The sequence below is a fragment of the Paraburkholderia sp. WC7.3g genome, assembly GCF_050436345.1.
Lineage (GTDB): Bacteria > Pseudomonadota > Gammaproteobacteria > Burkholderiales > Burkholderiaceae > Paraburkholderia > Paraburkholderia podalyriae.
Window position 1 is genome coordinate 1,328,592 of sequence record NZ_JBNDMA010000004.1, and the last position, 12,671, is coordinate 1,341,262.

14 protein-coding genes are annotated in these 12,671 nt (G+C 60.8%); 4 read left to right on the top strand and 10 right to left on the bottom strand.

The window, feature by feature from the left end; translation table 11 throughout:
• Nucleotides 1-65 precede the first annotated feature (65 nt).
• From OKW43_RS39570 to OKW43_RS39585, 4 genes are all read left to right on the top strand, one after another.
• Nucleotides 66-1,082, top strand: coding sequence for a PLP-dependent cysteine synthase family protein (locus tag OKW43_RS39570; RefSeq protein WP_429454131.1), 1,017 nt, complete (start codon nucleotides 66-68; stop codon nucleotides 1,080-1,082).
• Nucleotides 1,083-1,098: 16 nt separating this feature from the next.
• A complete protein-coding gene (locus OKW43_RS39575) occupies nucleotides 1,099-1,764 on the top strand; it encodes a GNAT family N-acetyltransferase (protein WP_429454133.1) in 666 nt (221 codons plus the stop codon).
• Nucleotides 1,761-2,723, top strand: coding sequence for an amidohydrolase family protein (locus tag OKW43_RS39580; protein WP_429291237.1), 963 nt, complete (start codon nucleotides 1,761-1,763; stop codon nucleotides 2,721-2,723). Before OKW43_RS39575 ends, OKW43_RS39580 begins: the two co-directional genes overlap by 4 nt.
• A 229-nt stretch (nucleotides 2,724-2,952) precedes the next feature.
• Complete coding sequence (locus tag OKW43_RS39585) at nucleotides 2,953-4,026, top strand: cytochrome-c peroxidase (RefSeq protein WP_429454136.1); 1,074 nt, start codon at nucleotides 2,953-2,955, stop codon at nucleotides 4,024-4,026.
• Between the two features lie 14 nt (nucleotides 4,027-4,040).
• Here the strand turns inward: OKW43_RS39585 and OKW43_RS39590 are convergent, their stop codons facing one another.
• The 10 genes from OKW43_RS39590 to OKW43_RS39635 form a co-directional block, all read right to left on the bottom strand.
• Nucleotides 4,041-4,445: a RidA family protein gene (locus tag OKW43_RS39590; RefSeq protein WP_429291239.1), complete on the bottom strand. Its 405-nt coding sequence runs from the start codon at nucleotides 4,443-4,445 to the stop codon at nucleotides 4,041-4,043.
• Nucleotides 4,442-5,185 carry a 4'-phosphopantetheinyl transferase family protein gene (locus OKW43_RS39595; protein WP_429454138.1) on the bottom strand — a complete coding sequence of 248 codons (744 nt, stop codon included), beginning with the start codon at nucleotides 5,183-5,185 and terminating at the stop codon, nucleotides 4,442-4,444. Before OKW43_RS39595 ends, OKW43_RS39590 begins: the two co-directional genes overlap by 4 nt.
• Nucleotides 5,186-5,196: 11 nt before the next feature.
• Nucleotides 5,197-6,471, bottom strand: a complete 1,275-nt coding sequence (locus tag OKW43_RS39600; protein WP_429454140.1) for a hypothetical protein — start codon at nucleotides 6,469-6,471, stop codon at nucleotides 5,197-5,199.
• The gene (locus OKW43_RS39605) at nucleotides 6,468-7,262 is read right to left on the bottom strand and encodes an outer membrane lipoprotein-sorting protein (RefSeq protein ID WP_429454758.1); all 795 of its coding nucleotides are present in this window, start codon (nucleotides 7,260-7,262) and stop codon (nucleotides 6,468-6,470) included. Before OKW43_RS39605 ends, OKW43_RS39600 begins: the two co-directional genes overlap by 4 nt.
• Before the next feature lie 121 nt (nucleotides 7,263-7,383).
• Nucleotides 7,384-8,463: a DJ-1/PfpI family protein gene (locus tag OKW43_RS39610; protein ID WP_429454759.1), complete on the bottom strand. Its 1,080-nt coding sequence runs from the start codon at nucleotides 8,461-8,463 to the stop codon at nucleotides 7,384-7,386.
• A 98-nt stretch (nucleotides 8,464-8,561) separates the two neighbouring features.
• Nucleotides 8,562-9,005 carry a FixH family protein gene (locus OKW43_RS39615; protein ID WP_429454142.1) on the bottom strand — a complete coding sequence of 148 codons (444 nt, stop codon included), beginning with the start codon at nucleotides 9,003-9,005 and terminating at the stop codon, nucleotides 8,562-8,564.
• 73 nt (nucleotides 9,006-9,078) lie between these two features.
• Nucleotides 9,079-10,467 carry an ABC transporter permease gene (locus OKW43_RS39620; protein ID WP_429454144.1) on the bottom strand — a complete coding sequence of 463 codons (1,389 nt, stop codon included), beginning with the start codon at nucleotides 10,465-10,467 and terminating at the stop codon, nucleotides 9,079-9,081.
• Nucleotides 10,464-11,174 (bottom strand): ABC transporter ATP-binding protein, encoded by a 711-nt coding sequence (locus OKW43_RS39625; RefSeq protein WP_429454146.1) that lies wholly within the window; start codon nucleotides 11,172-11,174, stop codon nucleotides 10,464-10,466. Before OKW43_RS39625 ends, OKW43_RS39620 begins: the two co-directional genes overlap by 4 nt.
• Before the next feature lie 245 nt (nucleotides 11,175-11,419).
• On the bottom strand, nucleotides 11,420-11,668 hold the full coding sequence (locus OKW43_RS39630; protein ID WP_429291244.1) for a hypothetical protein: 249 nt from the start codon (nucleotides 11,666-11,668) through the stop codon (nucleotides 11,420-11,422).
• Nucleotides 11,669-11,680: 12 nt separating this feature from the next.
• Nucleotides 11,681-12,493, bottom strand: coding sequence for a helix-turn-helix transcriptional regulator (locus OKW43_RS39635; RefSeq protein WP_429454148.1), 813 nt, complete (start codon nucleotides 12,491-12,493; stop codon nucleotides 11,681-11,683).
• Between the last annotated feature and the right edge of the window lie 178 nt (nucleotides 12,494-12,671).

Sequence of the window (12,671 nt, forward strand, 5' to 3'; positions counted from 1 at the left end):
CGTCAAGCAGGCCTTTGCCGTCTCTGGCATTGGCTGAGGTCAAGCCGCCGGTCGGAGGATATCGTATGTACGCAAACAGCCTGGTCGAGTTGATCGGCAATACGCCTTTGCTTCACCTGAAGAGTCTCTCTGACGAGCAACGAAACATCCGCGTCTATGGCAAGCTCGAATGCCACAATCCGGGCTACAGCGTGAAGGACCGAAGCGCGCTGCAATTGTTGCGTCAAGCCGAGCGCGATCACGGCCTGAAACCGGGCTGGTCGATCGTCGAGTCCACTTCGGGCAACATGGGTCACGCGCTCGCGATGCTGTGCGCCATTCATGGGTATCACTTCATTTGTGTGCTCGATCCGAAGACGCCGAAGGCTAACGGTAATGTCGTGCGCGCGTTCGGCGGTCGGGTCGAAATGGTGACTCAGCCTGACGAAACGGGCAGCTTCCAGAAAAAGCGTGTCGCCGTCGCGAAGTCGATCGCGGCCAGTGTGCCCAACTGCATCAACCTCGATCAATACAACAACCCCGCGGCAATCGACGCGCACTACTACTCGACGGGCCCGGAGATCGTCAATCAGCTTTCGGGCAAAGTGGACGCCGTCGTCGTCTCCGCGAGCACCGGCAGCCATCTGAGCGGGATTGCCCGATACCTGAAGGAACGTAATTCCCGCACGCATGTGCTCGGCGTCGAACCGAAGGGCTCGGTGGTATTCGGTGGCACGTTTGCGCCGCATCTGCAGAACGGCTCGGGGCTTAGCTTCAAACCGGGCAACATCCAGATGCAATGGGTGGACGAGACGGTCAAGGTATCGGACCGGGACGCATTCGTCGATTGCCGTCGGCTTGCGCTGCACGAAGGTCTGCTGCTCGGCGGATCGTCCGGATCGATTGTCCACGCGGCGCGCAAATATGTTGAGCAGCTGGACGGCCCTGCGAACGTCGTGCTCGTGCTGCCGGATAGCGGGCTCAAATATCTCGACACCCTCTATGACGATGAGTGGCTGAATGCACACGGACTTGAGGACGTGCTACACGACCTTGAAACCGCCACCACCGAAGCTCGCGCTGTCGCGCTCGAATCCATCTAGGAATGTGATTACAGCCATGAACGACTCCCTCAGAACCTTAGCAGCAGATGGCGCCCATTACGCGATCGCCTTCGAGAAAGCTCAAGTCACGCGTGTGATTTACCGTTGGCCGTCGGAGGTCGATGTGACGCTGGCGCAGCAGATCGTCGAACTGATGCGCCATACGAGCCAGTCAGCGCCGATCATTGGTTTTGCCGAAGAGATCAGCGACGCGGAGGCTGAAAACTATCTTAGCGAGTTGCGGGCCAACCTGGCCGCGCAGAAGTGTCGGTTGCTGACGATCTTCGTGGATAACGACGCACTGATCGGCCTTTGCACGCTGCGCCGCAATCTCAATCCGAACAATCGACATATCTCCGATCTTGCGAAGGGCATGATTCATGAAGCGTTTCGCGGCGGCGGCGTGCTGCCTGCGGCGTTCGTCGAGATCTCGTTGCAATGCGAGGCCGACGGCGTCGAACTGGTGACGCTCGATGTGCGCGCCGATACACCGGCCCATCGCGTATGGGACCACTTCGGGTTCCAGACGTACGGCACGCTGCCCGACTATGCTCGCGCGCAAGGCAAAACGCATGCGGGCCAATTCATGATGCAGAAGGTATCCGCACTCAAGGAACGCGCGCTCGGTATGCTTCAGGCGCGCGTCGGCGAACATTCCATGTCGGGCGTACAACCGGCATGAGCGGCAACACTTACGACGGGCACGTCATCGACGCCCACTGCCATATCGCATCGACGCGATTCATTCCGCTCGCGTTTTTCGAAGGACTATGCCGCAACGTCAAGGTGCGGCTTGCGACGACGGGCGTGAAGAAATCGCTGACCGAATTGCTCGACATGTATGTGAAGTTGAGCCAGGACCATCAGGGCGACACGCTCGTCACGGAGATGAACTCCGCAGGCATCGCCCAAGCCGTGCTGTTGCTGCCCGATTTCACCTACGTGATGAAAAGCGAGCTGACGATCGATGAAATGTTTGCCGAGCATCACGGCATCCTTGAGCGTCATGCCGGGCGCTTCTTCGTATTCGGCGGAGTCGATCCGCGCTGGGGTGCGGACGGGCTTGCGCTCTTCGAGAAGGGAGTCGACGAATTCGGCTTCGCCGGTCTCAAGCTCTATCCTCCTTGCGGATACAGCCCGAGTGACCGGATGCTTTACCCCTTCTATGAGTTCTGTCAGGCGCGCCGGCTGCCGGTGCTATTGCACATCGGCCCAACGAGTCCGGCGCTCGAGTTCAACTGGTCGCATCCGGACATGCTCGACCGGGCCGCGATGGATTTCCCCGAGGTCAACTTCATTCTCGCGCACGGCGCGGTCCATTACGTCGACTCTTGCGTCAGTATGTGTGCATACCGGCCCAACGTGTATCTCGACATCAGCGCGTTCCTTGCCTCCCAGCATCCGCAAGGCTGGCGCGCGGCACTCGCCGACCTGTTCAGGATGAACATCAATCACAAGATCCTGTTCGGTACGGACTGGCCCCTGTTTCGCAATTCGGGCGGACACCGGAAGGTCATGGACATGTTCGTCGCCCCGGATGGCCCATTGTCGGCGGTCTCGTCGCACCAGCGCGCATGGCTGATGTCGCGCAACGCAACGCGCCTGCTCCCGGAGAAACAGCTTGCGAGCCTTCCGGCGTAACCGCGGCGGGCCGCCGCGCCCCAACCCCATCGGACGTCTGACTCATCTGGTCGCGCGACTGACGGTCGCCGTCGCGGCGGCATGGCTCGCGTGCCTCGCTCACCCGCAAGACAGCCAGGGCGGCGGCAGTCTTACCGGCCAGGATCAGTGGACACCCGATGAAAAGTCGCAACTCGACGCGATGCGCCTGACGCCTGACGCAAAGGCGAAGACGGATCCCACGAATCGCGTGGCGGCGACGCCCGCGGCGGCGCAGCTCGGGAGACTGCTCTTCAACGACGCGCGCTTCAGCAGAAACGGTGCCATTTCGTGCGCCAGCTGCCATCATCCGGGCCAGCAGTTCCAGGATGGCCTGCCGCGCGCACTGGGCTTGAGCGAAGGTATGCGCCGGACCATGCCTGTGGTCGACGTGACGGAAGGACCGTGGTTCTTCTGGGACGGTCGCAAGGACAGTTTGTGGGCGCAGGCGCTCGGTCCGCTGGAGGATCAGAAGGAGCACGGCGGCAACCGCCTGCACGACGCCCATGTGCTGCAGGAACATTACCGCAGCAGCTACGAGGCCCTGTTCGGTCCGATGCCGGATCTGCGCGGGCTGCCGCAGAACGCGAGTCCGCTCGGCACCGGGACCGAGAAGGCCGCCTGGCAGGCACTCCCTAGTCGAACGCGTGCCCAGGTATCACTGGTTTTCGCGAACATGGGCAAAGCTCTCGCGGCTTACGAAACGACACTGCGAGTCGGACCATCGCGCTTCGACCAATACATCGACGGTGTCAAGTCAGGTGATCCGAAACTGCTCATGGCGTTGAGCCCTGCCGAGAAAGCAGGGCTGCATCTGTTCCTTGACAAGGGGCAATGCGCGACGTGCCACAACGGTCCACTGCTTACCGACCACCAGTTTCACAACATCGGAGTTCCGCCCGCCGACCCGAATCATCCGGATCAGGGTCGCCTGGCAGCGATTCAAAAGGTGCTCGCGGACGAATTCAACTGCCTTGGACCATTCAGCGACGCAAAACCCGAACAATGCGACGAATTGCTTTTCATCGCCAAAAACGATCCTCACATGTTGGGCGCCTTCAAGACGCCGAGCCTGCGCAACGTCGCGCTTCGGGCGCCCTATATGCATGCGGGCCAGATGGCGACGCTCGAGGACGTGATGCGCCACTATGCCGAACCGCCGCACGCGATCATCGGAGAAAGTGAACTGAAAACGCTGAATCTCTCAGAGACCGAGCAGCAGGAACTCCTGAGCCTGCTACGGGCGCTCTCCGGTCCCGTCATCGAGAACGGCCAGGCGCAATGACTGGCCAGCGGCACCTACTGCACATGGCCGGGCCGGCTCTCCCTGATCGCGACGCCCATCACCTTGATCTGTCCACCGAACGGCAACGCTGCGACCTGATAGATGGTGCGCGCAGGGCGTCGACCTGCCTCGAACAGCTCGGCGAAGACTTCATTGACTTCCGGCACCGCCGCGAGGTCGGTAAACGCGATATCGACGAACACGAGATCCGAGGGTTCGAATCCTGCAGCCTTCAGCGCGCGGAAGAGATTGTCAAAGGCAAGCTGCGCTTCTTGTGCAGGCGAGCCGGACACGTAGTGGCCCTCGCTATCGAGCGCCAGTTGGCCGCTCAGGTAGCACATGTTATCGACCACGACGGCGTGACTGATCGGCGATGACCATTGCGGCAGTCCTTCGCCAGACGATACGAATTGCCTCATAGCGCTCCACTCCTTTCAAAATGGGTTTGACTTGCCATCCATGACGTCTCGGTCCAGCACAATGCACTAGCGCCAGCAGCATGAGCAGCCGCATCGGACGCCCCGTCGATACTCAATAACCGCGCATGCCAGATTGGGCAATCGACGCTCACCGCGACCGCCAGGGTCGCGTGTCCGATCCGCCTGCACAGCCCTACCCATTGTCGGCCCGCGTACCACGCGCTCGCCTGCGGCTCATCCAGGCCGTGCCAGCACGCTTCCTGAGGCGGGCGGCTGAAGCCCGTGCCCGCCGCTTTCAGCAGCGCCTCCTTCAAGGTCCAGAGACGGAAGAAGGCGTCGTCGAAACACGATTGTCGCAGGAGCCACCCGCGCTCTTCGCGATTGAACACACAGCGGGCGAGCGACGACGACGCGACGACGGGCCGGTGCCATTCAATATCGACACCGACCTCTTCGGCGGCGACGGCGATCGCCACACAGGCTGCGCTGTGACTCATGTTGAAGCAATACGGAAACGGTTCAGCGACTTCCGGCTTACCGTACCTGCCGCGTGTGAAGTTGAGATCCAGCGGCGCGCATCCGGTTCCATACTGCGCGAGCACCAGGCGTTTCAGCACGTGCGCATTCTCGTAGCGCTTGCTCGCCGCCGCGTCGACGAACTGGTCGCGCCGCTGCCGTTCCTCGTCACTCAGAGTTGGAGTAAGGGCCAGCGGCGACAGCGAATACCAGATGTCGAGCATGACGTACCGCCTCAGAAGTAATGCTTCACGAGCACTTGCCACAGCGTGTGCTGAGGCAGCGCGCCGAATTCGCTGAGATTGCTGCCGCTATTCAGTTGCCATTGCAGGGCAACGTCGGTGCGAGTGAAGTGATAGCGTGCTTCGAGCCATGTGAGACGGCTGTGATCGGCAAGACTCATGCGAATGAAACCGCTCAAATCCAGCCGCGGCACGAACGCATCTTGCCAGCGCAGCATCAGGAACAGGTTATCTCGCGTCGTCGGGTCCTGTTGAGCGTTGGCGAGGTTGCGGTAAGCAAGGTACTGTTGCGGCGGACCTTTCTGCAGCGCCTCCCAGCCAGCCTTGTCGAGCGCCGCGCCGTCGTACTCGTATTCGAACGTCACCGACAGGTTGTGTGTCGTCGTGCAGGTCAAACCCGTCGACATTTGCCACCGAAAGGCGACGTCGCTTTCCGGTTGCTGCAACGCGCGCGCAAGCGTCGACGGGCTACGGCCTCCGGTCCACTCGACATATCCGACGCAGGCCTTGTTCAGCAGATGCGTCAGGTTGACGCCGAAGTGCGGAGAGCTGCCGGGTTTGCCGTCGCCATACAGCAGAAATTGCGGCGAGAGATCGGCGATCACGTGCTGGCTTACGGCCATCAACCAGCGCGTGTTCTGATTGGTCGCGCCGAGGTCGACGGCGAAGGCAGCATCGTTTGGCTCGCTCGCAAGCTTCGGAGCAACCAGTGCGGTCACCGAACCGCCTGTCCAGATCCGCTGGCCCCGCAGCATCACTGTGCCTAGGCGGTTTTCACGCAGGCTCGCCGGGTCGACTGATGTGACGGAGCGCACGGCGTTGTCACGGAAATAGTCGGTGGGGTTATAGCCGGTTGCCACGCCCAGCCGCATGTTGATACGCCCGATATCGACAAGGCTCTGACCATCCTCGCCGATACGTCCGTTTACATACAGCTCCTTGAGCGTATTGATCGCGCCAGGGTCTCCGCTGAAACGCTGCGGGCCGTTCAGATCGAGATGGTCCGCGAAGTTGAACTTCCAGTCCTTCGCGAACGCTTTCTGCACCGCCAGATCCATCGAGAGACGCTCGGCGGTCTGCGTGGCGTCGTCGGGCCGCATGGTCGCAACACGAAACGCCGGTTCAACGCTAAACTGATAGTCAGATTTGTCCACTTGCTGGGCCGGCGTGGTATCGGCCAATCTGAGCCCGGCTTCCTCTGCCTCGTCCGCATGGCAAGCGCCGGCCAGCCAGAACATCGCAAGAAAGACCGCCCACGTTCGCATCATTCGGGCTGAAAGCTCGACAGGAAATCGTGCTGGAACCAGCTGTCAGGAATCTGCCGCGAGGTGAAGTCCGTGTATCGCATGACCGTGACGAGATTGGGATTGAGCCCGTCGATGATGACGATCTCGGTCGGTCTTAGCGCACCGAGCTGCTCCTGATAGCGTCGATAGAAAGCGGTTTTCAGCAGCTTGCCGCTATCGCTGAAAAAGCGTGCCTTGACCGGCCGCTGGGTCGTCGTATCGATCCACATCTCGACGGAGTTGTATGTCATGTCCGGCACACTCTCGGCAAGGGCCAACTTGTACGCGCGGCGCGTCTGCCGATCGCCGTCCTGCACGTCTTCTTCATTTTCGATGCGCGCCTTGTAGCCCTGCGCAAAGTTGACGGTCACCACGTCCCCGTTGGAGGCCTGTCCGAGCAGCCGCTGCTGTGGAGAAATGCGGATGCTGGCCTTGCTTGCCGGATCGAAAAACCACAGGTCATTGCCGGTTTTCAGCATCAGCTTGTTCACGTCACGCGCGGGCGCCTCGAAGCGGATCAGACTGCGGAACTGGCCGCTGCTCGGATCGATGCGCGAGTACGCTTGCAATGCGTTGGAATCCGTCTGCTTGCCATCGGTGTATTGTGTCAACGTCACCGTCAGTGAGAACGGTTCGGCGGGATTACGAATCGCGTCGCTCGCGGTCAGGATACTCTGCGCATCGGTAGGAACGGACGCGGCCTTCGCGGCGGACCAGAGCGCTGCAGCCAGCGTCAGGGCGGTGGCCCAACGGACGATCAGAAGTTTGGACATGGGAGGCTCTCTTTCGATCACGATTTTCAAAGGGTGTAGGAAACCAGCCTGCCCATAGCAGGCCGGCGGCGACACGTTGGATGGAACCGCGCTGTTGGCGCGCGGCCGCGACTCGCGGGGACTAGTAGCCGGGGTACTGCATCTGCAATGCGACCCACGCGGCCGTGCGCTTGCCGAAGTCGTTCGCGACCGCCTTGAGCGACTCGTCTAGCGCCCGCAGCGGCTGCGTCGAATCAGGCGGGGGCAGCATGCGGTTGGGCGCATTGACGCCGGCCACCCGGTCCGGCACGATCATGAGCCCGCGTTTCGTCCGGATTGGATCCCGGCTAGCTGCCACCGTATAGACGGTGGAGCGGAAGCTCGTGGAATAGACGTCGGCTTTCAGCACGAGCGAGATTTCATCCACGCCGGGCGCGATTGGGATACCGAAATCCTCATGCGACCAGAACGACACGTAGTTACCGGCGATCGTCATCATCGACGCCAACCCGAGATGAAACTCCTCACTCGGAATTTCCGACGACCACGACTGTCTGCCCAGCGACTCCGCCAGTTTGGTCGCGCGTTCGTGCCCGGCGATGGCTTCCACCAGCGCAAACGAAACCGGAATAGTGGCAGTCACGCCGGTGGTGGTGACCACATTCCCGTCGGCGACATAGCGCCTGCCTTCGACCCAGTGCGTACGTGGAAATTTCATGCGCAGATCGCTCATCGAGTACCAGTGCCCCGTCGCGCGCCGGCCATCGAGCAGACCCGCCCTCGCCACGACCCACACGCCGTCGCACACGCCGACGATCGTCGCGCCCTTCTTCGCTTGCTCCGCAACCCAAGACACCAACGTCGGATCGTCATCGCGATGCACCGCCGGCACGATCACGTAATCCGCGCCTTCGGGGACCCGCTGGTCAAATTGCGCAGTCGTTTCCTGCGGGTTGACATTCATCGGTGCAGGGAACATGCGGATCGGACCTGGTCGTGTCGCGAGCGGAATCACGTCGGCCGCGTCGGAGGCGGTCAATATGCCGTACGGGATCACATAGTCCGTGAGTTCGGTGTAGTAGTTCTCGGCCACCACCACGACGACCGGTCGGGTGCGGTTAAAACGCGGCTGATAGGGCGGCAGGCGGTCGGCCTGGGCGGCCGCCGTGCTGGCCGACGCCGCAAGAGCGAGATTCACGACGCCAAGCGGCGCGCAAGCCATCAGCAATAGCAGCCAGAACATTACGATCCTTCGCATGTCAACCTCTTCGAAATTGCGTGATGCCAGATGGTTCGACCTATCACGAACTTCGCGCCCGGTCATGACAACGATGGCGGCAGCACGACATTGAATGTCACCACATCCGTACCGATCGGCGATTTGACCTCCAGCTTGATCGTCCACCAGCCCGTCATGCTGAACTTCATGCCTTCCAGCAGGTAGTGCCCGGCATCTCCCTGCTCCTGCACGACCTGCGGCTGCGTCGGCAGCCCGTGTCCGTGCTGCGGCATGCCACCGCTGACGTCGATCATTGCCCCTCGCACCAGTTGTCCCGACGCGTCGCGCAGCGTGATTCGCCACGTCTGGATCTGGCCGATGTGCACGCCCGGTTTGGGCGGCTCGAGTGCGACGACGTACTTGCCTGTGCTTGTCTGCTGCGTCAACACCAGATTCAGATTGGCCGGCGCCTGTTCGCCGAACGCGGTGCAAAAGCCGCACGACAGGATGAAAGCAATCAGAAACTGCTTGACCAACTTTTGCATGATCCTCACCCCTGCGCAAGAACGATAGGTGGATTGAACCGGATTGGCATCAGCCTTTGCATCGAGCTATGCCTCACGCATAGCGAAGCGCATCGACGATGTTCATGTGCGACGCACGTCGCGCCGGGAACAACGCGGAGAGCATCGAAACCAGCAGCAGGCCGATTGCCGTCCCCGCAATCAGATCGTTCTCACCCCACACCCGGATGATCAATGGCACCGGCGAGCGGCCCGGTGGTGTCCACGAGAGCCCGCTATGGTTGATGACGGCGGCGAGTGCCGCGGCACTGAGCACGCCCAGCGACGCGCCCAGCACGCCCAGCAGCAGACCTTCACACATGAATAGACGGCGCACACCTTCGCGGCGCAGCCCCATCGCCCGCAAAGTGCCGATTTCGACGGTACGCTCGAAGACCGCCATACTCATCGTATTGCCGACCGTAAACAGTACGATCGCAGCGATCAGCAGTGCGATGAAACCGAACAGCGTGGCGAACATCGCAACTGCCTGACCGTAGAACGGATTCAGCGTCGTGTAGTCGACCACCTCGGTCTCCTCACGCTTGAACTTCGTCGTCAGCAGAATCTCGATCCGCGCCTTGGCGGCGGGCATATCTCCTGTATGCGCCAGTTGTACGACAATCGCTGTCGCCTTCGGCTGATCGCCGCCATAGACGAGGCGCTGCGCCTGAGCCAGATGGAGGCCCACGTACATGTCGTCGTATTCCTTGATGCCCTGCTGCTCCGCCTTAACGACGTGCAGTTCCGCAACGTTCGGAGCGCCGCGCGCGGTGGCGGCCAGCAGCTCGATAGTCGACTGTTGCGAGGCGCTAGTCGGCGCGGCTTGCGTCGTGCGTGCAAGTTGAGCTACATCCGCTGGCAGACCAGGGCCCGCGTTGGCCGTCGGGTTCGTCTGCGGCGCGCAATCGCGCACGTGCAACTGGCCACACAGTTGCAGCACCCGCGCGAGGCCCATGCCGACGATCGCCGCGTCCGTTTCAGTTCTCGTCAACGCTAGCGGCGGTACCGTCACAGGAAAATGGTAGTCGTTCCATTCGCGCATCCGATTCTGATCGTTGACGAGCACACCCAGCGCCAGTGCGGTACGCGATACCCCTTGCTTGAAGTTGCCGGCGATCCCCTGAAGTTGCAGTGTCGGCGTCACCACGAGCACCATCGGCGCGAGCACGGGGTCGGACTTCAGCGCGTCGATGATCTCTCGATAGTTGGCGATCCCATATTCGGCCGGGTTGCCGCTTCCGAACTGATAATAGCCCGCCTGTTCGATCTGCAGGTGTCCGCCGTACTTCACGTAGTCGGTTTGCAAGCCATAGGTGATGTTGCGCGTGTAGCCACCAAACAGTAGGACCGCATGTGCGCCGACGATCATCGCCAGAAGCGTCGTGATCGAACGTCGCCGATTACGAAGCAGATTGCGTATTGCGAGTGCCAGTGTTTTCATGCCACAACCTCCGCTGCGCTTGCGCGCGACACGCTGACAACGCGTCCGTCGGCGATTTTGATCACGTCGTCCCCTTCGGCAAGCACTTGGGGATCGTGCGAGGAAATCACGAACGAAGCCCGTCGCTCACGTTGCAGCCGGCGCATCAAGCCGATGATCGCCTCGCCCGTCTTGCTGTCGAGATTGGCGGTGGGCTCGTCGGCCAGCACCAGTTGTGGCGACGCAATTAGCGCGCGCGCGATCGCGACGCGTTGACGCTGACCACCCGAGAGCTGGCCTGGGCGATGCCCCGCCTTGTCGGCGAGGCCTACCGCGTCAAGTAACTCCCTGACTCGCTCTGCCCGCTGCGCGTTAGTCAAACGGATGCCTGCGAGCAGCAGCGGATACTCGACATTCTCGTGGGCCGTCAATACCGGCAGAAGATTGAAGTTCTGGAAGACGAAGCCGAGGCGCCGTGCGCGAAAGTCCGACAACGCGTCGTCGGATAACTGGCTAACCTCTTCGCCTGCGACGAAGATGCGTCCGCGGCCGGGACGGTCGACACAGCCAATCAGATTCAACAGCGTCGACTTGCCGCTGCCAGACGCTCCTGAAATCACCGTGAGCCGGCCACCTCGAATTTCAAGGTTGACGTCCTGCAACGCGGTGACTTTGACCGCACCCATGGGGTAACTCTTTTCAATGGCTTCGAGTTTGACGGCGTTCATGGTCTTGATGAATGGAGGTTCGCTGCTCAAAATGGGGCCGTGGGAGACGTTGGCGAAGGAAACCACTTGCGCAGAATATCAACTTGATCGCCAGGGAAAACCTGTCCGATGGGGCAAACCCTTTACGGGAACAAATCCGCGAATGTTGCGAGTCGGCTGGAACTCTGCGCTGTACCCAATTCGCGTGTACCAGCGGATCAGCATGCATCGACGGGCCGTCGGTAATCGCGGCGCTCATTGCGTAGTCATGCCCAAAGCGATCTGCGGACAAGATCCACCAGCGACTTGAGCATCATCAGCGTCGCCCCACCGATGAACGGTGGCGCGACAACCCCCATCACGCCGAGCACGATGCGGCCCGGCAACGGTACCCCTGGCTTCCTGCATGCGATATAGACGGCGGCCGGTGGCAGAAACAATATGGAGAGCACGTAACTGCGGTACGTGTAACCGTGCTTCGCGACAAATGCAATGGTCTTGTCCTTGAACGACATCGTGGTTCCCCTTCAAATCAAACCCAGTCGACTAACTTTGGCCACCGCCTGCGCTCTGTTGGAAACGTTCAATTTTCCATAAACGTTTGTAAGGTGGAATTTCACGGTCCGCTCGGAGACACACAATATTTTCCCAATCTCCCACGCCGTCTTGCCTTCGATCACCCACTTGATCACATCGCGTTCCTTGCCGGTCAATCTGACTTGAGCGACATCGGACTGCTGGCCCGGCCAAGCCTCCGGTGGACTGCATTCAACCTCAGGTTGAACTGCTTCAAACGCCTCATACGTGAGGATTGAATGCAAATGCAGCGCCATGAAATTCACCAGCAGCGCGAGATGCGTACTGACGGTCGAACATTCGAACTGGAAAATGGTGACCACATGGCCCATGCCGTGCACACCCGAGCGAACGCATGCGGCCACGCCTTGTCCCCCCTGCATATAGGACGCCACGTCACGCACCGGCAGACACACCTGAGCAGGCAATACGCCCCCGAGGCCACGCCACTGGAAGGCATGGTCGAGTGGTTCCGAGATCGCAAAGCATCCAAGGTACTGCTCGATGTCGATCGCCGGGCCGCAGAACGTTTGCCCCAGGAGCCCCTCAGGTTGGCCGTCAGCGGAACCGTCGCGATAGACGACCCCTTGAGAACTTGTCCTTCCTTTGCGCTCGTGAAGGATCACGCACCGTCTGGCATGGACGACTTCTTTGACTTTCTTCGTTACTCGGTCCAATCGGTCGATCAGATCGGATGCGCGACGAATCGGACCGCTATGACATGAGAGCAGTTTGAACTCTATGGTAGATTGAGCTGGGACCAAGTTGCCACCTCCATATACATCGATTGGTCCCGCAACGGGGAGCGCTAGAACCAAATACCTACGTAGTCACGGACACCATCAAACAATCTTCACCATGTGACGTCAACGAACTCTTGTCAAAAACTGGCTATGGCACGACCCCGTCAGGCCATGAAGTCTTGACGTGTCACACTGTCAC

Bases quoted from the DNA above. Each gene is read 5' to 3' on its own strand.
- OKW43_RS39570 (WP_429454131.1), top strand. From the start codon at position 66: ATGTACGCAAACAGCCTGGTCGAGTTGATCGGCAATACGCCTTTGCTT.
- OKW43_RS39575 (WP_429454133.1), top strand. From the start codon at position 1,099: ATGAACGACTCCCTCAGAACCTTAGCAGCAGATGGCGCCCATTACGCG.
- OKW43_RS39580 (WP_429291237.1), top strand. From the start codon at position 1,761: ATGAGCGGCAACACTTACGACGGGCACGTCATCGACGCCCACTGCCAT.
- OKW43_RS39590 (WP_429291239.1), bottom strand. From the start codon at position 4,445: ATGAGGCAATTCGTATCGTCTGGCGAAGGACTGCCGCAATGGTCATCG.
- OKW43_RS39595 (WP_429454138.1), bottom strand. From the start codon at position 5,185: ATGCTCGACATCTGGTATTCGCTGTCGCCGCTGGCCCTTACTCCAACT.
- OKW43_RS39600 (WP_429454140.1), bottom strand. From the start codon at position 6,471: ATGATGCGAACGTGGGCGGTCTTTCTTGCGATGTTCTGGCTGGCCGGC.
- OKW43_RS39605 (WP_429454758.1), bottom strand. From the start codon at position 7,262: ATGTCCAAACTTCTGATCGTCCGTTGGGCCACCGCCCTGACGCTGGCT.
- OKW43_RS39610 (WP_429454759.1), bottom strand. From the start codon at position 8,463: ATGGCTTGCGCGCCGCTTGGCGTCGTGAATCTCGCTCTTGCGGCGTCG.
- OKW43_RS39615 (WP_429454142.1), bottom strand. From the start codon at position 9,005: ATGCAAAAGTTGGTCAAGCAGTTTCTGATTGCTTTCATCCTGTCGTGC.
- OKW43_RS39620 (WP_429454144.1), bottom strand. From the start codon at position 10,467: ATGAAAACACTGGCACTCGCAATACGCAATCTGCTTCGTAATCGGCGA.
- OKW43_RS39625 (WP_429454146.1), bottom strand. From the start codon at position 11,174: ATGAACGCCGTCAAACTCGAAGCCATTGAAAAGAGTTACCCCATGGGT.
- OKW43_RS39630 (WP_429291244.1), bottom strand. From the start codon at position 11,668: ATGTCGTTCAAGGACAAGACCATTGCATTTGTCGCGAAGCACGGTTAC.